Source organism: Terriglobales bacterium, from assembly GCA_035543055.1.
Lineage (GTDB): Bacteria > Acidobacteriota > Terriglobia > Terriglobales > Acidobacteriaceae > JAIQFD01.
In genome coordinates, this window is the sequence record DATKKJ010000206.1 from 17,216 (window position 1) to 36,667 (window position 19,452).

Consider the following 19,452-nt stretch of genomic DNA (forward strand, 5'->3'; position numbering starts at 1 on the left):
GTTCTGCTTGGCGTTGCATTACTTGATGTTCTTGATCGCCGCCTGCTCTTTGGCCACCGTGTCCTGCGGCAGCCGCGCGTAGTGCAGATCCTGGACCATATTCTGCCCATCGGTCGCCATCCAGTTGAGGAAGTCCTTGAAGACTTCCCGCTTGTGGGCGTCCTTCCAGGTGGTGGGCACCAGCAGCCAGGTAAAGCTGCAGATGGGGTAGGCGACCTTTCCCGGAGGATTGGTGATGCTCACGCGGAAGTCCGCCGGCATACTCTTGATGCTGGCCGCTGCGGCGGTGGTGGATTCCAGGCTGGCTTTGACGAATTCCCCGCCGGCATTCTTTACGCTGCCGTAGGTGATGTTGTTGGTCAGGGCATAGATCAGCTCGACGTAGCCGATCCCGCCTTCCATTTGCCGCACCAGGCCGGCCACGCCCTCGTTGCCCTTGCCGCCCAGCCCCACAGGCCACTTCACCGAAGTCCCCTTGCTCGGACCGCTCGCCCAATCCTTATTGATCTTCGACAGGTAGTCGGTCCAGATGTAAGTGGTCCCGCTGCCGTCGGAGCGGTGGATGACGATGATGTCCCGGTCGGGCAAGGAGACGCCCGGGTTGGCGCCGGCGATCGCCTTGTCATTCCACTTGGTGATCCGCCCCAGATAGATCCCGGCCAGGGCGTCGGGGGTGAACTTCAGCTCCGCCTTCACCCCTGGGATGTTGTACGCGGGCACGACCGCGCCCAGCACCGTCGGCAGGTGGATGACCTTGACCTTGCTCTCCGCGATCTGCTGGTCGCTCATCGGGCCGTCGGTGGCCCCGAAATCCACGGTTCCGGCCTGCACCTGGCGGATCCCGCCACCGCTCCCGATGGATTGGTAGTTGATCTCCACATCGGGATGGGCCTTGTGATACTCGCTGAACCATTTGCTGTAGATGGGATAGGGGAAGGTGGCGCCGGCGCCGGTAAGATTGGTTTGGGCGAGTGCTGCGGGAAGGACCACGAGAGCACAGAGCAGGCAAACGAGTGCACGCGTCAAGCTGTTCCTCCGGATTTCTATTGGTCTGCTCGTTTCTAATGGAGGTGTGTTACAGCCCGGTTACAAAGGGGTGAAATTCCGTTGAACGGCCTATTGAGCGCTGTGCTGGGCCTTGCGCAGATGCTCGAGGAACATCTGCTCCGCGCTCTTCCCGTGCATGCGAAGGACGTGGCGGACGGTGTGGCCGGTGACGAAGTGGCAGACCTCCTCGGCCATGTTCTTGGCGTGGTCGCCGGCGCGCTCCAGGGCCTGGGCCATGAACAGGACCTGCACGCCCTCACTGCCGCCGGCGCCATCCGGGCGCTCGACGTGGCGGATATGGAGCATGTTGCGCAGCCGGTCCAGTTCGGCATCGGTGCGCAGCACAGAGACGGCGCAGTCCACATCGCGGCGGGAAAAGGCCTCATAGGCGTCCGCCAGCATCTTCTCCAGGACGGTGCACATGCGGATCAGGTCATTGACGTCGTCCATCTCCAGGCGCTCGCCGATGGCCTCGGCGCGGCTGACCACGCTGCTCACCAGGTCCCCGATGCGTTCCAGGTCGATCATGACCTTCATGCAGGCCAGGAGTTCGCGCGCGCCTTCGGCCGGAACCTGACTCACCGCCAGGGTGATGCGCTCGTCCAGTTCACGGTCCAGGCGGTCGAGTTCCCGTTCGGCGTCAGCGACGGCGCGGAAGGGCGCCGCAGTGCGCCGGGCCAGGCCGTCGGCGGCATTGGCCACCGCCGCCTTGGCTAGCTGGCAGGCGCGCAGGGTCATGGCGACCAGCGCGGCGTGCTCGGTATCAAGGATCTGGTGATTCTGTCTTGGACTGGCCACGGGGGCACCTCGACTGCCCCCAGTTTGGTGCGACCCTGTTACAAGGTCGTTAACGCCTGATGAAAATCCGCTTCGGGATCCGATGCATTAAACAGCGCACCACGAAGGGGACGAAGGTAGCCACAAAGGGCACGAAAAAAGAGGTCTAGGCGACGGCGGCCTGGGCGGCGGGGAGGGTGAAGTAGAAGGCGGAGCCGTGGCCCAGCCGGCTTTCGGCGCGGATGCTGCCGCGGTGGGCGAGCATGATGTGCTTGGCGATGGCCAGGCCGAGCCCGGTGCCGCCGGACTCGCGGGAGCGGGCCTTATCCACGCGATAAAAGCGCTCGAACAGACGCGGCAGATGCTCGGAAGCGATGCCCGGGCCCAGGTCGCGAACGTAGAATTCGACCGAGGCGCCGCAGTCGTGCGCCCCCAGGAAGACTTGCCCGCCACTCCCCCCATACTTCAGGGCGTTATCCACCAGGTTGGCGAGCACCTGCTGGATGGCGTCCACGTCGGCAGTAACGCTGCGATCGGTGCTGCCTTCGATGCTCAGCTCGATGCCCCGGCTGCGCGCGATCTCGCGGAAACTCTGGAGCGTTTCCCGCAACAACTGCGAGGCGGGCACGTTCACGAAGGCGAATTCCTTCTCCCCGGACTCCACTCGGGCCAGCGTCAGCAGGTCCTCGGTGAGGCGAGTCATACGCGCCGCGTTCTTTTGGATGATTTCCAGGAACTCGCGGGCCTGCTCGGCGTTGGCGCCGGGGTCGAGCAGGGTTTCGGCATAGCCCTGGATGGAGGTCAGGGGCGTGCGCAGCTCGTGCGAGACGTTGGCGATGAAGTCGCGCCGCGTCTTTTCCACACGTTCCGCGTCGGTGAGGTCGTGGAGCACGGCCACCACCCCGCCGCCCAGCATGGGCGCAGCGGTCACCTGAAAGATCTTTCCCGCCACCACCGTGCCGGCGCGGCCCGCCTGCGCCACGCGCTTCTGCAGCGCGTCCTCGACCACGCGCAGGAACTCGGGGTCGCGGATGGTTTCCACGACCGGCGCCTGCAAGCGCACCGCTCCCTTCACGTAGCCGCGCATCACGCCATTGGCCCATTGCACCTTCTTGTCCGCCGAGACGGCGATAACGCCGTCTTCCATGCTGTTGAGCAGGGTCTCGAGCTGGTTGCGGTTGTCCTCCACGTCCGCGAAGGACTCCTGCAACTTGCGCGCCGTGGCATCGAGGGCAGTGGCCACCTGGGAGATCTCGTCGGAACCGTAGTCGGTCACGCGCGCCGCCAGGTCTCCGGCCGAGACACGTTCGGTGAAGGCGACGATATGTCGCAGCCGTCGGGCCACCGACTGGGCGGCGAAGGCCGAGAACATGATCGCCGCCAGCACCGCCAGCAGGGAGGCAATGACCAGGGTCCGGCGGATCGCCCGGGTGGTTTGCTGGATGGCGGAAAGCGGGTATGCCATCCGGACGGCGCCCCCCGGAATGGGCACCGCGACATAGAGGGAATCCACCTTGATGGTGTGGCTGAAGCGGCGGGACATTCCCAGCCGCCCGTGTTGCAGCGCCTCCATGAACTCGGGCCGGGTGGCGTGGTTCTCCATCTCCGCGGCCTTGGCCTCGTTGTCGGCCAGCACCGTGCCGTCGGAGCGGATCACGGTGGCACGCACATTGCCCGCCTGGCCCGCTTCGTCCACCAATTGCTGGATGGGCGTGGCGTGGTCGGCTTGGACCCGCAGCGCGAACAGGCGCGTTTTCTCCTGCAGGGCGCTCTCGATCTGGGCGGTCAGGGAACGCTCCCAGGCGGAGCGGATGGTGGCATCGAGGATAACGGTGACCGCAGCGATCACCATCAGGAAGGCCGCCAGCAGCTTGAAGAAGATCCGCCTCTTCAACGCAGCGCCTCGAAGCGGTAGCCGGCGCCGCGGACGGTGCGCAGGTGGCGCGGGTTCTCGGGATCGCGCTCGATCTTCTCCCGGATGCGGCGCACGTACACGTCCACCGAGCGGGGAGTGACGAAGGCGGTGTCGCGCCACACCGCGTCGAGCAGTTGGTCGCGGGTGAAGACCCGTCCGGCGTGCCGCGCCAGGTGTTCCAGCAGGCGGAACTCGGTGGCCGTGGTCTCCACCGGCTTGCCGCGTACCTTCAGGGTCATGGCGCCGGTGTCGATCTCCAGGTCGCCGACCTTGACCATGGCGGGGGCCAGCGGTCGTTCGAAGCGGCGCAGCACCGCCTTGGCCCGGGCCACCAGCTCGCGCGGGCTGAAGGGCTTGGTGATGTAGTCGTCGGCGCCCAGTTCCAGCCCGACCACGCGGTCGGCTTCGCTGGAGCGGGCGGTGAGGAAGATGACCGGGGTGGCAGCCAGGGCTTGCGACTGGCGGATGCGGCGGCAGACCTCGAGACCATCGCTGCCCGGCACCATGATGTCGAGGATGAAGACGGAGGGACGTTCCTTCTCGGCTTCCGGCAGCATGCCGGTGGCGCCACCGAAGACCCGCACTACGAAGCCCGCCGATTCCAGATGATGGCGCACCAAACGCGCTATATCGGCGTCGTCTTCCATCAGGAAGATGGTTTGCTTCACGGCCTTATTGTACCCGGATGCCTGTTACAGGGGGGTTACAAGGCGGGCCTGTCGGGAACGGGGTCGAGGACGGAACCGGGTCGTATTAGAATCACGCGCCATGAGCAAGACAAAGCCTGCTACCCCGAACGACTACATCGCGCAGATCGAGGAACCGCACCGCACCGCCATCAAGGCGATCCACGCCATGATCCGAAAGGCGCTACCCAAACTCGAGCCTTCGATCCAGTACGGCATGATCGGTTACGGCACCTATCATTACAAGTACGACAGCGGCCGGGAAGGGGACGCCCCTATCATTGCTGTCGCCAGCCGGAGCGGCTACATCTCGATCTATGGCTGCGGGGCAGAGATTGCCAAGGGTGCCAAGCAGGCCTTGCCCAAGGCTGATTTCGGCAAGGGCTGCATCCGCTTCAAGAAGCCGCAGGACATCGACCTGAAGGCCCTGGAGAAGGTCGTCAAGGCCGCCGCGCGGGAGAAGGTGAAGTTGCTTGGCAAGACGCCCACGTCCGCGGCGGCCTCGGCTAAGGTTTGAAGCCCACGCTCTGCCACAGCTTAGCCGTATCGTAGAACACGCCGCGCGCCACCACATATCGCACGGTGCGAATGTTGCTGATCCTCTCCAGCGGGTCGGCGTCGAGCAGGACCAGGTCGGCGCGCTTGCCCACCTCGACGGTCCCGACCTCCTTGTCCACGCCCATGACGCGCGCCGGGACCAGGGTCGCGGCCTGGATGGCCTCCATGGGCGTGAAGCCCGCCAGCGCGTACAACTCGATCTCGCGGTGCAGGCTGTGTCCCGGGACGGCCTGGTCGGTACCCGCCACGATGGGCACTCCCGCCTTGTGCAGCGCCCCGACCATCGCCAACTGGTTCTCAAAGATCTTGCGCATGGTGGGCGCGGCCTCCGGGGAGGCGCCGCCGCTGGTCAAGGGTTCAGCCAATTCCGGCGCCACCCTCGACACCCCCGGCTCGAAGCTTGTCACCGGCACGCCCGCGGCGTGGGAGTTCAATTCCATGAGCGCGAGGGTCGGGTCCACCACCGTGCCGTGCTGCTTGAGGAATCCGATCTCGTGCTGCGCCGCCGCGCCATTCATGTCCAGGGCGGCCAGCGCTTGCAAGCGTTGCGGACGGGACAACGCCTTGGCGGACTCCGGCAGCAGCGGGTCGAGCAGGAAATGGATGTGGTTCACCTGGTCCATCCCTGCACCGACCGCCTGGAAGACGTCGAGCCCGCGCGGGATGTGACCGGTGACCGTCATGCCCGCCCGGTGCGCGTCCTCGCAGATGGCTTTCAGGTTCTCCAGCTTCACCGAGCTGTAGATCTTCATCTGCTGGAATCCATCTTTCTTGTAGGCCGCGACCCAGCGGGCGGCATCTTTCGGGGAATTCACACGCGCTGTCCCAATGGCGATCGGCCCATCCCCGTCCACCACGCCGGCCAGCAGCAACTGCGGCCCCAGGCCGCGCCCATCGCGCAGCGCGTCCCGTACTGCCGTGATGAACTCCAGTTCATTCCCGACATCGCGCACCGTGGTCACGCCGGCTGCCAGATAGATCGGTCCCCACTCCACCTGCTCGAAGTGGGCGTGCATGTCCCACAGCCCGGGAAGCAGGAACTTCCCCGCGGCGTCGAACACGGTCGCTTTCTTCGGGATCTTGACCTTGGCGCGTGGTCCGGCGGCGACGATCTTGCCGCCCTCGACCACCACCGCGGAGTCCGGCACGGGCGGCTTGCCGGTGCCGTCGACGAGCGTGGCCCCGACGATGGCCAGCGGTCCCGAAGCTTTCACCTGCAGCTCACGCGAAAGCTCGGCCAGCACGGCCATCCCGTCCTGCCCGGCCTCGGCGACGAACTGGGCCAGCAGCGGCTCGTAACCCTCGGCGATGGCCTCGAAGTGGTCGAATTCGGCGTCGGTGGTGACCGCCGCCACCAGGCGCTGCTCGGCGTCGAACCACAGCGACTCGCGTCCCCAGATCAGCCCGGCCACGCTGTAGCGTTGCAGCTCCACCTGCTTGCCGCCCACGGTCAGGGCCTGGCGCCCGCGGTCGAGGATACGCACCTCGCCCTGGGGCAAGGTCGCCAGCGACGCCGGCGAGCCGTGTGCCCGCCAGTAGCGCACCAGCATCATCTGCAGGGCGATGGGCGAGTAGCCGCTGATGGTGAAGAAGCGCTCCGGGACCGGCGCATGGCGGGAGCTCGTCATCTGCCGGATGGCCGCCGTTGCGCCCTGCACCTCCACCGCGGAATCAATGTTCGACAACCGCGAAGTCTTGCCCTTGATCTCGAACGATTGCGGAGTCAGGTCCGCTGCCGAGCGAAGGGCCGCGGTGAGCGGCACCTTGGCGCCGCGATCAGTGAACTCGAATCGGACGGTGGTGACGAGCGACGTCCCCTCGCGCCGGACCTCATACCTCTCCTCCCCGATCGCCTGCTCAAACTTGTGCAGGCGGAACTTCCCACTCTCGACCAGCTCTCCTGCCGGCGTCTGCTGTGCCGCCGCCGTGACGCACATCCACAACAGAAGGGCCGAGATGGTGAGTCTGCGCTTGGTTCCAGGGCAATGCCGCATTGGATTTCTCCTCGTGGCGAAAGCGCTCATCATTATGCCGTTGGCACGATGAGGCGCATCAGGCAGAAGGTGAGGGCGGCCACCATGGCGGAGGCGGGAATGGTGAGGATCCACGCCCAGACGATGCGCCGGGCCACGCCCCAGCGTACCGCCGAAAGGCGGTGGGTCGCGCCCACGCCAACGATGGCGCCCGTGATGGTGTGAGTGGTGCTCACCGGGATGCCTGCCAGAGCGGTGCCGAACAGGGTGACGGCCCCGGCCGACTCGGCGGCGAAGCCCCCTACCGGCTTCAGCTTGGTGATCTTCGATCCCATGGTATGCACGATCCGCCAGCCACCGAAATACGTCCCCAACCCTATGGCGGCGTGCGCCGCCAGGATGATGGGCCAGTGGAGCCTTCCCCAGTCGGCCAGGAAGTCGCTCTTGCTCATGATGCCACCGGTGTACAGCGCCCCGGCCACGATGCCCATCGTCTTCTGGGCATCGTTGCCGCCGTGTCCGAGCGAGTAGCAGGCGGCGGAGGGTAATTGCAGGCGGCGGAACCAGTTATCGAGGTACACGACCTTTTCAGCCCCTGGATTTTCTTTACGGCCTCAGCTCGAACTCCGGGGTCTTCAGCACATCCTCCTCGGGAGCGGCAGTGACGGCGTGCAACCGGCGCAGCGCCGGCTGGAGATTGCGCATCATCTCCACCATTACCTCGATGCTGGCGTCGCGCTCGCTGTTCTCCGCCCCTTTCTTCAGCAGCGCCTCCAGGGGCGGCCTGGGGGTGGGATAGACGGCAAGCTGGACCTCTTCGCTCTCGGGGATGCCGCCCGCCTTCTTGGCCAGGGCCAGCGCCTCGGGGAATCCGCCCAGTTCATCCACCAAGCCGAGCCCTTTGGCGTCCTCGCCAGTCCAGATGCGGCCCTTGGCGATCTGCAACACCTCTTCTTTGGGCAGGTGCCGTCCTTCGGCGACCTTGCTGGTGAAGTCCACGTAAATGCGGTCAAGCCACTGCTGGAAGCGGGCCCATTCCGTGGGGTTGTAGTCGTGGGTACCGGTCCACATGGTCGAGTTCTGGCTGGTGTGGATCTCGTCCCACGACACCCCGATTTTGTCCCAAAAGCCGGAGGTCAGCAGCTTTCCGCTGAGCACCCCGATGGAGGCGGTGATGGTCCCCGGCTGGGCCACGATCTTGTCGGCGTTCATGGCGACGAAGTACCCGCCCGAGCCGGCCAGGTCGCCCATGGAGACGATGATCGGCTTGCCCGCCTGCTTGGCTTTCGCCGCTTCCCGCCAGATGGTGTCGGAAGCCACGTAGGAACCGCCGGGGCTGTCCACCCGGAAGAGGATGGCCTTCACGTCCTTGTCGGCCGCCGCTTCGCGAAAGGCCGCGGCCACGGTGTCGGAGCCCATGGTGAAGCTGCCGCCCACCGGGTCGTAGCTGCTCTTGCCGCGCGTGACCCCGCCGACGCCGTAGATGAGGGCGATCTTCTCCCCCTTGTCGTGCGGGCGTCCGGCGCGCGCCAGGTACTTCCAGGAGTAGAGGAGCTCGGCGTCGCTGCCCGCCCGCTGCTTCACCTCGGTGTAGGCCTCGTCGCGGTAGCCCAGCTTGTCCACCAGGCCGGCATCGAGCGCTTCCCTGCCCAGGAACGGCCCGCGGTCCATCAGCGCCTTGATCTCCGCCGGCGACTTGTGGCGTGCTTCCGCGATGCCGTTCACCAGCTGGCCGAAGAACGAGTCCATGACCTTCTGCATGGCCTCGCGGTGCGCCGGCGTGTACCTGGTCTCGGTGTAGAAGTTCAGCGCGTTCTTGTACTCATAGCGATGATCGCCGTGGAAAGTCATGCCCAGCTTGGCGAGCGTGCCCTTGATGAAGGGCGATTCCAGCATGATGCCGGTCATGCCGATGTCGCCGGAGGGCTGCATCCAGATCTGGTCGAAGGCGGTGGCCACGTAATAGGAGGCGCCGCCGTTGCTGAACTCGCCGAAGCTCTCGGCGAAAGCGATGGCGAACTTCTTGCTCTTGCGGAAGCGCAGGACGGCGTTGCGCACCTCCTGGGCCTGGGCGAGGCCCATGCGGGCGGCGCCGATGCGCGCCACCACGCCGACCACCCGGTCGTCTTTCTCGGCCCGCTCCAGCGCTTCCACCACGTCGCGCACCTTGGCGGTGTCGCGGTTCATGGCCTCGGCGATGGGATCGTCGGGGACGGCTTCGATCATGGGCCGCTCCAGGTCCAGTTCCAGCACCGTCTTCTTGGGCACGCGGCCTTTGGAGAACAGCACCACCGCGAACACGATGGCGGCGTACACCACGACCACGAATCCGATCACGGCAAAAAAGTGGGAGAGGCGCTTGCGCATGGGTCCTCCTTGGGAAGGCAGCCCCACAGGATACGGCAAGGCGACCGCCTTTGTTTGGGGGCGTCGCTGCCCGACTAGGTTGCCAAACGCCCCGAGACGCCCTAGCAGGCGTCTCTACCGTTCGGTTGTTTGTCGTGCGGAGCGGCTTCAGCCGCGAAGAGCCTGCCCTGAGTTCGTCAGAAGCCCCGGCGAGCGACTACGGCAAGTCCAATCAAGGTCAACAATATGAGGCCAGCCGAATAGACGTAGTACAGGACTCGCACCTTGGGCCAGAGCCACAACGGGAACTGATCTGCGAACTTGTCACTCCAAGAAGCCGATTGGGGACGCTCCCCTGGCAGACCTTCACCCTTGGATTTCCATCCTGCCGCAAGCCATGTCGCTCTGAGGTTCGACAACAGCAATGCCGTGACGCAGATCCTTGCCACGATGCCCGGCGAGAGAAGCATGAAAGAACGAAGAAGGACAATGGCGACCAAGTCGACAACGTAGTACGCCAACACCAATGTCGCAGCGTACCGGCTGCCTGTGCGGATGCCCACTCCGCCAATGTAGAAGAGCAGGAAGAAGAGAAAGCCAGAGATGAGCTGGCCGCTAAGGGCCATGAACACGAACGACCCGGTCGCCACGAGCAGGCATACCCAATAGCCTTGGACTCCGAGGTAGTCGACATCCGCATCTGTCTGGATCGAAGGCCACAGTAAGCTCTTTAGGCGGCTTTCGGTTCGCGGTGTCGAGTCGGACAAGCCAAGCGTTTGCATCGGCGAAAGCTTACTTCCTGAATCTGGAAGTTTCCAGAGAATCACGCTCGGCTAGCGACTGCCGACTGCCGACTGCCGACTGCCGACTGCTCTACCGCTCCACCAGCTCACCGTTGCCGTTCGCCACTGGCAGTTCCTCCGGGATGGCCTCGCCGTTGGCGGCTTTGCCGGTCTTCCTCTGTACCCAGTTCTGGAACGAGTCCATGTAGGTGTAGATCACCGGGGTGATGTAGAGGGTGATGATCTGGGAGAACATCAGGCCGCCGACCACGGCCAGGCCCAGCGGACGCCGCGACTCGGCGCCGGCGCCGAAGCCCAGGGCGATAGGCAGCGTGCCCATCAGCGCCGCCATGGTGGTCATCATGATGGGTCGGAAGCGCACCAGCGCTCCTTCGTAGATGGCGTCAGCGGCATTCTTCCCGTGCTGGCGCTGCGCCACCAGCGCGAAATCGATCATCATGATGGCGTTCTTCTTGACGATGCCCACCAGCATGATCACGCCCACGAAGGCGTAGATGTTCAGGTCGATATGGAAGAGCATCAGGGTCACCAGCGCGCCGAAGCCCGCCGAGGGCAGACCCGACAGGATGGTCAGCGGGTGGATGAAGCTCTCGTACAGGATCCCCAGCACGATGTAGATGACCAGGATGGCGAGGATGAGCAGCACGCCCAGGCCCCGGATGGACGATTCGAAGGCCTGCGCCGTCCCCTGGAAGCTGGTGGTGATGGTCGAGGGCAGGGTATCGCGCGCCACCTTCTGCACCGCGCTGACGGCGTCGCCCAGGGCCACGCCCGGCTTGGTGTTGAACGACACGGTCACTGACGGCAACTGCCCCAGGTGGTTCACCGAAAGCGGCCCCAGGGTGGGGGTCAGGGTGGCGACCGCATTCAGAGGCACCAGCGCGCCTTTATCGGAGCGGATGTAGAGCAGGGAGAGCGCCGCCGGATCGCGCTGGAACTCCGGCTTCACCTCCATGATGACGCGGTACTCATTGTTGGGCGCGTAGATGGTCGAGATCTGGCGCTGGCTGTAAGCAGTGTAGAGCGCGTCCTCGACCTGTTGCGCGGTCACGCCCAGGGCCGCCGCCTGGTCCCGGTCGATGTTGACGTTGACCTGCGGGTTCTTCACCAGCATATCGCTGGTCACGTCCTGGAGTCCGGGCAGCTCCCGCATCTTGGCCTCCAGTTTCGGGACCGCCGCATACAGCTCCTGGGTGTCGGTGCTCTGCAGGGTGAGCTGGTATTGGCTCTTGGTGAGCTGCCCGCCGATGCGGATGGGCGGCAGGTTCTGGGGGAACACCATGATGCCCGGCACCGACGCCACCTTGCGCCGCAAGTCCTGGATCACCTGGTCCACGTGCGGGCGGGTGTTGCGCGGCGTCAGGCGGACGAACATGCGCCCGGTGTTGCCGCCGCCCCCGCCTACGAACGACATGAACTGGTCGGCGTACGGCTGCTGCAGAATGATGTTCGCTACCTGCTTCTGGTGCTCGACCATGGAGTCGAACGAGATGCCCTGCGCCGCTTCCGTGATGATGAAGATCTGCCCGGTGTCCTCGCTGGGCAGGAAGCCCTTGGGGATGGCCACGAACAGATAGGCGGTGATCACCAGGATGACGGTGGAGACAAAGATCACGGTCTTGCGCCAGCGCAGCACCGGGGCCAGGGTGCGCACGTAAACGCCGAGCAGGGCGCCGAACCCGTTCTCGAACCAGCGGTACAGGAAGCCGTGGTGCGCCTCCTTCGAAGGCCGCAGCCAGCGGCTGCATAGCATCGGGGTCAGGGTCAGCGAGACGAAGCCGGAGACCAGGATGGCCACCCCGATGGTGACCGCGAACTCGTGCAGCAGCCGTCCCAGGATACCGCCCATGAACAGCACCGGGATGAAGACCGCGGCCAGCGACAGGGTCATGGAGATGATGGTGAAGCCGATCTCGCGCGACCCCCGCACCGACGCCTCGTAGGGGTGCTCGCCGTGCTCCATGTGGCGCACGATGTTTTCCAGCATGACGATGGCGTCGTCCACCACGAAGCCGACCGAGAGCGTCAATGCCATCAGCGACATGTTGTCCAGCGAGTAGCCGAACAGGTACATCGCCGCGAACGTGCCCACGATGGACATGGGCAGCGCCAGGCTGGGGATGACGGTCGCGGAGACGTTGCGCAGGAACAGGAAGATCACCATGATGACCAGGGCGATGGTCAGCATCAGGGTGAACTTCACGTCGTGCACCGAATCGCGGATCGAGACCGAGCGGTCGTAGAGCACCTCGAGGAAGACCGAGGCCGGCATCTGCTGGCGGAACTTGGGCAGCAGCGTCTTGATGTTGTCCACCACCTCCACCGTGTTGGTGCCGGGCTGGCGCTGGATGGCCAGCACCACCGAGCGCTCGCCCTTCTTGTTGAGGTAGAACATGCCCCGGATCTTGTCGTTCTCCACCGAGTCGGCGACGTCGCCGATGTCCTGCAGGCGCACCGGCGAGCCGTTCCGGTAGGTGACGATCAGGGGCTTGTAGCCGGCGGCGTCGGTGAGCTGCCCGTTGGCCTGGACGGTGAACGCCTGCTTGTGCCCGTACAGGATCCCGGTCGGGAGATTGACGTTGGCGCGCTGGACAGCCTGGTTGACCTCGTCGATGCCGATCTGGCGGATGGCCATGGCGCGGGGATCGAGCTGCACCCGCACCGCGTACTTCTGCGAGCCGTACACCTGCACCTGGGCCACGCCCGACACCATGGAGATGCGCTGCGCCATCATGGTCTCGGCGTATTCATCCACCTGCGAGAGCGGCAGCGTGGGCGAATAGAGCGCCAGGTAAAGGACGGGCTGATCGGCCGGGTTCACCTTCTGGTAGGAAGGCGGCGCCGGCATGTCCTGGGGCAGGTCCTTGGCGGCCTTGGAGATCATCGACTGCACGTCCTGGGCGGCGGCGTCGATGTTGCGGTCCAGCGAGAACTGCAACGTGATCTGGGTGCTGCCCTGGAAGCTGCTGGAGGTCATCGAATCCAGCCCGGCGATGGTGGAGAACTGCTTCTCCAAGGGGAGCGCGACGCCCGCCGCCATGGTTTCCGGCGTGGCCCCGGGCAGGGAAGCCGACACCAGGATGGTGGGGAAGTCCACGTTCGGCAGGTCGCTCACCGGCAGCAACCGGTAGCCCATGACGCCGAACAGCAGGATGGCCGCCATGACCAGGGTGGTCATGACCGGACGCCGGATGAAGAGTTCTGCCACGCTCATGAGCGGTTTTCCTGCTGCGGCTCAGCCGCACCTTGCTGCTGCTTGATCTCGACCTTGGCGCCCGGCACCAGCCGCACTTGGCCGTCGGTGACCACCCGTTCGCCCGCCTGCACGCCCTTCTTGATGACGGTCATGTTGTCGATGGTCCAGCCCGGCTCGATGGGACGCATGTCCACCGTCTGATCGGGCTTGACCACGAACACGTACTGCCCCTGCTGGCCGGTCTGCACCGCCGCCGAAGGTACGATGACCGTATCCGGCTGCTCGGCCAGGGTGAGCACCACATTCACGAATTCTCCCGGCCACAGCCGCCGGTCATGGTTCTCGAACGTCCCCTTCAGCTTGATGGTGCCGGTGGTCAGGTCCACGGCGTTATCGATGAAAGTCAGGGTCCCTTGCGCCCGCTGCGGGTTGTCGGGGAAGACGGCCTCGACCTTGAGCTTTCCCGATTCTCGCCGCTGCTTGATCTGCGGCAGCTCCTGCTGCGGCACTGAGAAGGTGACGTAGATGGGCTCGACCTGGTTGATGGTGACGATGGGATCATCGGGGTTCGCCTTCACGATATTCCCGCGGTGCACCATCAGGTTGCCGGTGCGCCCGTTCACCGGCGAGTAGATCTTGGTGTAGGAAAGCTGCACGCGGGCGTACTCGACCGCGGCCTTGTCGGCTTGGACGGCGGCTTGCGACGCTTCTGCCTTGGTGCGCGTGTCGTCGTTCTGCTCCTTGGAGACGACACCGGCCTGGTGCAGCTTCTCGTAGCGCTGGGCCTGGAGTTCATCATTCCTGGCCGTGGCCGTGTCCTTGGCCAGGGTGCCGAGGGCGCGCTGCAGGTCGGCCTCGAAGCTGCGCGGATCGAAGGTGAACAAGAGCTGGCCTTGCTTGACGTCCTGCCCTTCGCTGAAGTGCACTTCCATGATCTGGCCGGTGATCTGCGGCTTCACCCCGACGGTGGTGTAGGCCTCGACATTGCCGATGGCCCGCACCTGCACGGGCACCGTCTTCTGCTCGGCCGTGGCGATGGTGACCGCCACCGGCGGCGGACCCGCCGACTGCACTTTCTGGCCCGAGCAGCCGCTGAGCCCGAGGGCCAGCGCCATGACTGCGGTGCTGATCAAGATCTTCATATGATTTCCGTTCACTTGCCCACTCTCTTCCTATGAATCCCGCCGTTATTTCCGGACGACCCGCTCACCACCATGCCGTTGAGCCAGAGGTCGGTCAAGACCGCCGTGGCCTCAGCGTCGTCGTACTGCTGATGTCGTTTGCCGCCAAAGAGCTCCTGCACCTGGAAGTAGTTGTTGATCATGCCCAGGAACCCGCGGGCGGCGAGCATGGGATCCACTTCGCGGAAGCCCCCCTCGCGGATACGTCCCGCGATATACCCGGCGAGAAGCTCGAAGTAGCGCGCTACCTGGGTGCGGAAGAAGCGCTCGGAGAGGGTGTGACTCTCCAGGGCGCTGAACAGCAGCAGGCGGCTGAGGCTGGAGTCCTTGCGGCGGCGGTCCAGGATGTCGGCAGCGATCCCCTGGAAGATCTCACGGTCGCTCTTGCCCGAGGCCAGACGCGCTTGCAAGTCCTCCTGCCAAGTCGCCACCTTGCACTTTTCCTCGATCACCGCCCAGTACAGGTCCTCCTTGCTGGGGAAGTGGCGGAAGATGAGGGCTTCGTTCACCCGCGAAGCCTGGGCGATGTGACGGGTGGTGGTGCCGTTGAAGCCCTGGCGGGCGAACAACTGGCTGGCCACCTCGAGGATCTGGTGGCGGCGGTCCTGGGCGGTGAAGCGCACTCGTGCGGTCGCCATAGGAGTAAGTAATCACTTACTTTAGGTGCGGGAACCGCGCCTGTCAATCACAAGTTTGCGGGCTCAGGCGTGGTGGCGCAGCGCCGGCCGGGGGCCTCGGAAAAGACTTCGGCGGTGAACGCTTCGACCGTGGCCCCGTGCTGCCAGGCGTCGCCGGGAAGGCCGGCCTTGTGGCAGGTCTCGCTCAGGAAGGTCTCGCGGTCCCAGCCGTACTCCACCGGGACCTGGGGCAGGAGCAGGCCGCGCCGCGCCCCCAGGGTGACGACCAGCCCGTGGCGGCCCACTTCCACGTCCTCGGGCGCGATCGGCTGCAGCTGCGACAGCACGCTGATCTCGACATCGATCTCCCCTGCTTCTTCCGGCGAGAGCGGCAGGAAGCGGGTGTCGTGCAGGGCGGCGGCGACGGCGGTCTCGGCCACGGTGCGCGCCAGTGAGCGCACCGGGAAGACGTAGCCCACGCATCCGCGCAGCTGCCCCTGCCGGTGCAGGGTGGTGAAGGCGCCGCGCTTTTCGGCCAGGTGCTCGCAGGGCGGACTCGTGTCCACCTCCTGCCCTTGCAGGGCGGCGCTGATGGCGTCGTGGGCGAGCTTCAGCAGGAAACGGCGCTCGTCGACTGAATACTCGGCGCCGCTCTCGGCGGGCGGATCGGCATCAGGTTGCGGCAACATCGCGCTTCCTCCGGCGGAGAATGAAGCGGCGGCGTCTCTGGCGCACCATCACCGTGCGGTCGATCTTGCTCCAGAACCCCACAAAATAATCCACTGCGGAGCCCAGCGACAGGGCCACCATGAACCAGATGGCCATGTGCGCGACCAGCTTGATGGAAAAGATATAGGGGCCTACAGTCCAGGACTGCCATTGATGCTCGACGATGGCCGCCACCACGGCCACGATCTGCGCCACCATCTTCACCTTGCCGAAATCGCTGGCCTCGATGGTGAAGCCTTCCGAGGCCGCGATGGAACGCAGGCCGCTGACCAGGAACTCCCGTCCGATGATCACCACCGCCACCCAGGCCTTGACGATCGAGGGATTGAACTGCACCAGGGTGATGAAGGCCGCGGTGATCATGAGCTTGTCGGCCAGGGGGTCGAGCAGCATGCCCAGGGTGGTGATCTGGCCGCGGCGCCGCGCCAGGTAACCGTCGAGGCCGTCGGTGATCGAGGCGGCGATGAACAGGGCGGAGGCCAGCAGCTCGCGCGAGCCGTCGGTGCTGGCGAACCGCTGGCTGGACAGGATCCAGATCAGCAGCGGGACGCTGAAGATGCGGGTCAGCGTGATGTAATTGGGAAGATTCACGGCGCTTCCGCTGACAATACTGCGGGCACACTACTCCGTGTGCTTCCGATTATCCTCCACGCCTAGGGCGAAAGCAACGCAAGGGGACGCGGCTTTACAATGGCGCAAGTGCCTGAGCTCAAGAGCAAGACCGGTCCCGTCGTCCTCACCATCCCCGGCCTCGAGCGGCTGCCCTGGCTGGCGCACGGCTTCAGCACCCGCCTGGCGGGATTCTCCCAGGTCTATGGAGGGCGGTCGCTGAACCTCGGATTCACGCATGACGATACGCGCGAGGCGGTGGAACGCAATCGCGCCGCCTTCCTGGGCGCGATCGGGGCCAGGGGCTGGCCCATGGTCACGGCCCGCCAGGTCCACTCCGACATCGTGCTCCGGGTGGAAGGACCTCCGGCGGTCCCGCTGACCGGGGACGCGCTGGTCACGCATGCGCGCGGCCTGGTGCTGGCGGTCAAGACCGCCGATTGCGTCCCCATCCTGCTGGTGGATGCGAAGAAGAAAGCGGTAGCCGCCATCCATGCCGGCTGGCGGGGGATGGTGAAACGCATCGTGGAGAAGACCGTGGGTGTGTTGCGACGCGAGTACGGAAGCCAGCCGGGCACGCTGCACGCCGCCATCGGGCCCGGCATCGCCGCCTGCTGCTACGCCGTGGGGGACGAGGTGCGCGAGGCCTTCGATTCCCAGTTCGCCTACGCCGCCCAGCTCTTCCACGAGGTGATGGCCCACCACGAAGTCAGGGAGCGTTACCCCCTGCTGTTCCTGACGGCGCGCGCCCCCGGGCATCACCCGCTCGGCCGCAAGCTGCATCTCGACATGGCGATGGCCGCGCAGCGGCAATTGCTCGACGCCGGCGTGCCCCACAAGCAGATCTTCGCCACCGGCAAGTGCACCTCCTGCCACAACGACCTGTTGTTCTCCCACCGCAGAGAAAAGGGGATCACCGGCCGGCAGGTGGGAGCGATCGGCATTCGTCCGTGAACGGCGGGCGGACTGACAGAAAAATCGATTGAAGATCTCAGATCGCAGATTTCAGATCGCAGATCGCCCGACACGCTGGCTCTTGGAAGCAACTGAGTACGGAGTACCGAGTACTGAGTACTTTTTTCTACGCGCGCCGGTGGCTCTCGTGCTTCCTGGCGCCGGCACTGGCGCCGGCGATCGCACCCGAGCCCGTCACCTTCAGCACCATCAGCACCTTGTCATCGACGTGGGTGCCATTGCTGGAGAAGACGTTGACGTCGGCCAGCACCGAGTCCACCAGCTCCTGGGCGGGCTTGTGGCGGTGCTGATAGACGGAGGCGGCCAGGCGCTCGGTGCCAAACTCGTCGTCGGCCTCGTTGTTGGCCTCCAGGATGCCGTCGGTGCAGCACACCAGCAGGTCGCCCGCCTTGAGCTTGGCCGAGCCCCGCTGGTACTCGGTGGCCAGGAAGAGGCCGATGACCGTGCCGCCCTCCTCCAGCGTCTGGAACTTGCCGGTCTCGCCGTCGATCAGGATGGGCGGGACGTGGCCGGCGTTGATGTAGTGCAGGCCGTTGCGCCGCGTGTCCACCAGCCCCAGGAACATGGAGAGGAATTTCTGGGACTTGGTGTCGTTGCAGATCATCTCGTTCAGTGAGAGCGTGAGCACCTCGAGGGAATGCAGGTGCATGACCAGCGCGCGCAGGGTGGCCTGCAGGTTCGACATCACCAGCGCCGAAGAGACCCCCTTGCCCTCCACGTCGGCCACCACCAGCAGCAAGGACTGAGGCCCGAGGTGCAAGAAGTCGTAATAGTCGCCGCCGACCTCGTAGCAGGGCTCGTTGATGACCGCGATGTCGTAGCCGGGCACGATCGGGGGAGCGTCCGGCAGCAAGGAGCGCTGGATGCCCCGGGCCAGGGCCAGTTCCTTCTCCAGCCGCTGCTTCTCCACCACTTCGCGGTGGAGACGCGCATTCTCCAGCGCCATCGCCATGTGCCCGGAGAGCTTGGAGAGGAACTCCTGGTCGTCATTCGAGAACCGCGAGGCGTTGACCTTATTTAAGAGCTGGATGACGCCGACGATGTCGCCGGTGTGGTGGCGGATGGGAAGGCACAGCAGCGACCTGGTCTTGTATCCGAACTTCTGGTCGAAGCTGCGGTCGAAAAAGTCCAGGCTGTAGGCGTCTTCGACGTTGATCGGCACTCCGCTCTCGGCCACCTTGCCGGCGACGGCCTTGCCGATGGGGACGCGGATCTCCTGGTGGTCGAGCCCGCTGGCCACGATGGACCAGAGCTGCTTGTGTTTGGTGTCCACCAGGAAGACGGTGCCGCGGTCGGCTTTCACCTCGGTGCGCGCGATCCTGAGGATGAGGTCGAGCAGCTCGGCCAGGTCGAGGGTCGAATTCAGAAGCCGGGTGGCTTCGAACAGCAGGGAGAGCTGGGTGATGGTCTTCTGGCTCTCCTGCGACGCCAGCGCGTCCTGCGCGGCCACGCTGCTGATCTCGGCATAGAGCTGCCACCACTCCAGCTGGGTGTCGTTGGCCGAATTCTGGGTGTATGCCACCAGGATCCCGAACATCCGCCCCTTCGCCAGCAGCGGGTAGGCGGAAAGGTAAGCCAGCTTGGTCAGCGCGGCGAACTCGGCCATGTCGGAGCCGGCGGCAGTCAGTTCGGCGTTCTCGCTCATCTGCCGGGACTGGAGTGTCCCCCCGATGATGCCTTGTCCGGGATTGCGGTAGTCCTTGCGGTGGCTCGCGTTCAGGCCGGCGGCGTGGGTCAGGTAGGCGGAGCCGGAGGACTCGTCCCACAGCCACAGTTCGCCGCGGGCGGCGCCGAACTCGGCCACCAGGATGGTGGGAATGCTGCTCAGCACTTCCTCGCCCGAAGGCGCCGAGGTCAGGCGCGCCACCGCCTCGCCAAAGGCGGAAATATAGCCCTTACGAGCTGCTTTCGCTTTTTCCGCTGCGGCCGGTGATTCCACGTCCTTCTGAGCCTTTCCAGTCCCCACCGCCCCAAGCGAACCCGTGAAGATGGGCCCAAGGCGGGAAAAATGGCCTGTCGGGGGAGAGTTCGAGCGCGCCG

The 19,452-nt window shown here is 65.3% G+C and carries 16 protein-coding genes; 2 read left to right on the plus strand and 14 right to left on the minus strand.

Features of this window, described 5'->3' with window-relative positions:
* Positions 1-18 precede the first annotated feature (18 nt).
* The 4 genes from pstS to VMS96_13570 all read right to left on the minus strand — a co-directional run bounded on the left by pstS (position 19) and on the right by VMS96_13570 (position 4,407).
* Positions 19-1,026 carry a phosphate ABC transporter substrate-binding protein PstS gene (gene pstS, locus VMS96_13555; GenBank protein HVP44454.1) on the minus strand — a complete coding sequence of 336 codons (1,008 nt, stop codon included), beginning with the start codon at positions 1,024-1,026 and terminating at the stop codon, positions 19-21.
* 90 nt (positions 1,027-1,116) lie between these two features.
* Positions 1,117-1,845 (minus strand): PhoU domain-containing protein, encoded by a 729-nt coding sequence (locus tag VMS96_13560; GenBank protein HVP44455.1) that lies wholly within the window; start codon positions 1,843-1,845, stop codon positions 1,117-1,119.
* 145 nt (positions 1,846-1,990) lie between these two features.
* Positions 1,991-3,718: an ATP-binding protein gene (locus tag VMS96_13565; GenBank protein ID HVP44456.1), complete on the minus strand. Its 1,728-nt coding sequence runs from the start codon at positions 3,716-3,718 to the stop codon at positions 1,991-1,993.
* Complete coding sequence (locus tag VMS96_13570; GenBank protein HVP44457.1) at positions 3,715-4,407, minus strand: response regulator transcription factor; 693 nt, start codon at positions 4,405-4,407, stop codon at positions 3,715-3,717. The genes VMS96_13565 and VMS96_13570 overlap by 4 nt, the downstream gene beginning before the upstream one ends.
* Before the next feature lie 100 nt (positions 4,408-4,507).
* On the opposite strand from VMS96_13570, the gene VMS96_13575 reads away from it, so the two are divergent.
* Entirely contained in the window at positions 4,508-4,942 is a 435-nt protein-coding gene (locus VMS96_13575; GenBank protein HVP44458.1) for a DUF1801 domain-containing protein, read from the plus strand.
* Here the strand turns inward: VMS96_13575 and VMS96_13580 are convergent.
* From VMS96_13580 to pgsA, 9 genes are all read right to left on the minus strand, one after another.
* Positions 4,932-6,977: an amidohydrolase family protein gene (locus VMS96_13580; protein ID HVP44459.1), complete on the minus strand. Its 2,046-nt coding sequence runs from the start codon at positions 6,975-6,977 to the stop codon at positions 4,932-4,934. The genes VMS96_13575 and VMS96_13580 overlap by 11 nt on opposite strands.
* A 32-nt stretch (positions 6,978-7,009) precedes the next feature.
* A complete protein-coding gene (locus tag VMS96_13585) occupies positions 7,010-7,537 on the minus strand; it encodes an inorganic phosphate transporter (GenBank protein HVP44460.1) in 528 nt (175 codons plus the stop codon).
* A gap of 25 nt (positions 7,538-7,562) precedes the next feature.
* Entirely contained in the window at positions 7,563-9,323 is a 1,761-nt protein-coding gene (gene sppA / locus VMS96_13590; protein ID HVP44461.1) for a signal peptide peptidase SppA, read from the minus strand.
* Between the two features lie 176 nt (positions 9,324-9,499).
* Positions 9,500-10,084, minus strand: a complete 585-nt coding sequence (locus tag VMS96_13595; protein ID HVP44462.1) for a hypothetical protein — start codon at positions 10,082-10,084, stop codon at positions 9,500-9,502.
* Between the two features lie 91 nt (positions 10,085-10,175).
* Entirely contained in the window at positions 10,176-13,319 is a 3,144-nt protein-coding gene (locus tag VMS96_13600; GenBank protein ID HVP44463.1) for an efflux RND transporter permease subunit, read from the minus strand.
* Entirely contained in the window at positions 13,316-14,443 is a 1,128-nt protein-coding gene (locus VMS96_13605) for an efflux RND transporter periplasmic adaptor subunit (GenBank protein ID HVP44464.1), read from the minus strand. Before VMS96_13605 ends, VMS96_13600 begins: the two co-directional genes overlap by 4 nt.
* Positions 14,444-14,454: 11 nt before the next feature.
* Positions 14,455-15,120: a TetR/AcrR family transcriptional regulator gene (locus VMS96_13610; GenBank protein HVP44465.1), complete on the minus strand. Its 666-nt coding sequence runs from the start codon at positions 15,118-15,120 to the stop codon at positions 14,455-14,457.
* Positions 15,121-15,167: 47 nt separating this feature from the next.
* Positions 15,168-15,788: an AmmeMemoRadiSam system protein A gene (gene amrA / locus VMS96_13615; GenBank protein HVP44466.1), complete on the minus strand. Its 621-nt coding sequence runs from the start codon at positions 15,786-15,788 to the stop codon at positions 15,168-15,170.
* Complete coding sequence (pgsA, locus tag VMS96_13620) at positions 15,772-16,419, minus strand: CDP-diacylglycerol--glycerol-3-phosphate 3-phosphatidyltransferase (GenBank protein HVP44467.1); 648 nt, start codon at positions 16,417-16,419, stop codon at positions 15,772-15,774. The genes amrA and pgsA overlap by 17 nt, the downstream gene beginning before the upstream one ends.
* Positions 16,420-16,518: 99 nt before the next feature.
* Here pgsA and pgeF point away from each other — a divergent pair, with 99 nt between their 5' ends.
* Entirely contained in the window at positions 16,519-17,391 is an 873-nt protein-coding gene (pgeF, locus tag VMS96_13625; GenBank protein HVP44468.1) for a peptidoglycan editing factor PgeF, read from the plus strand.
* A gap of 127 nt (positions 17,392-17,518) precedes the next feature.
* Here the strand turns inward: pgeF and VMS96_13630 are convergent.
* A partial coding sequence (locus VMS96_13630; GenBank protein HVP44469.1) for a PP2C family protein-serine/threonine phosphatase occupies positions 17,519-19,452 on the minus strand: 1,934 nt, incomplete at its 5' end.

Coding starts and splice junctions, on each gene's coding strand:
- VMS96_13575 (HVP44458.1), top strand. CDS start 4,508: ATGAGCAAGACAAAGCCTGCTACCCCGAACGACTACATCGCGCAGATC.
- VMS96_13580 (HVP44459.1), bottom strand. CDS start 6,977: ATGCGGCATTGCCCTGGAACCAAGCGCAGACTCACCATCTCGGCCCTT.
- sppA (HVP44461.1), bottom strand. CDS start 9,323: ATGCGCAAGCGCCTCTCCCACTTTTTTGCCGTGATCGGATTCGTGGTC.
- VMS96_13595 (HVP44462.1), bottom strand. CDS start 10,084: ATGCAAACGCTTGGCTTGTCCGACTCGACACCGCGAACCGAAAGCCGC.
- VMS96_13600 (HVP44463.1), bottom strand. CDS start 13,319: ATGAGCGTGGCAGAACTCTTCATCCGGCGTCCGGTCATGACCACCCTG.
- VMS96_13605 (HVP44464.1), bottom strand. CDS start 14,443: ATGAAGATCTTGATCAGCACCGCAGTCATGGCGCTGGCCCTCGGGCTC.
- VMS96_13610 (HVP44465.1), bottom strand. CDS start 15,120: ATGGCGACCGCACGAGTGCGCTTCACCGCCCAGGACCGCCGCCACCAG.
- amrA (HVP44466.1), bottom strand. CDS start 15,788: ATGTTGCCGCAACCTGATGCCGATCCGCCCGCCGAGAGCGGCGCCGAG.
- pgeF (HVP44468.1), top strand. CDS start 16,519: ATGGCGCAAGTGCCTGAGCTCAAGAGCAAGACCGGTCCCGTCGTCCTC.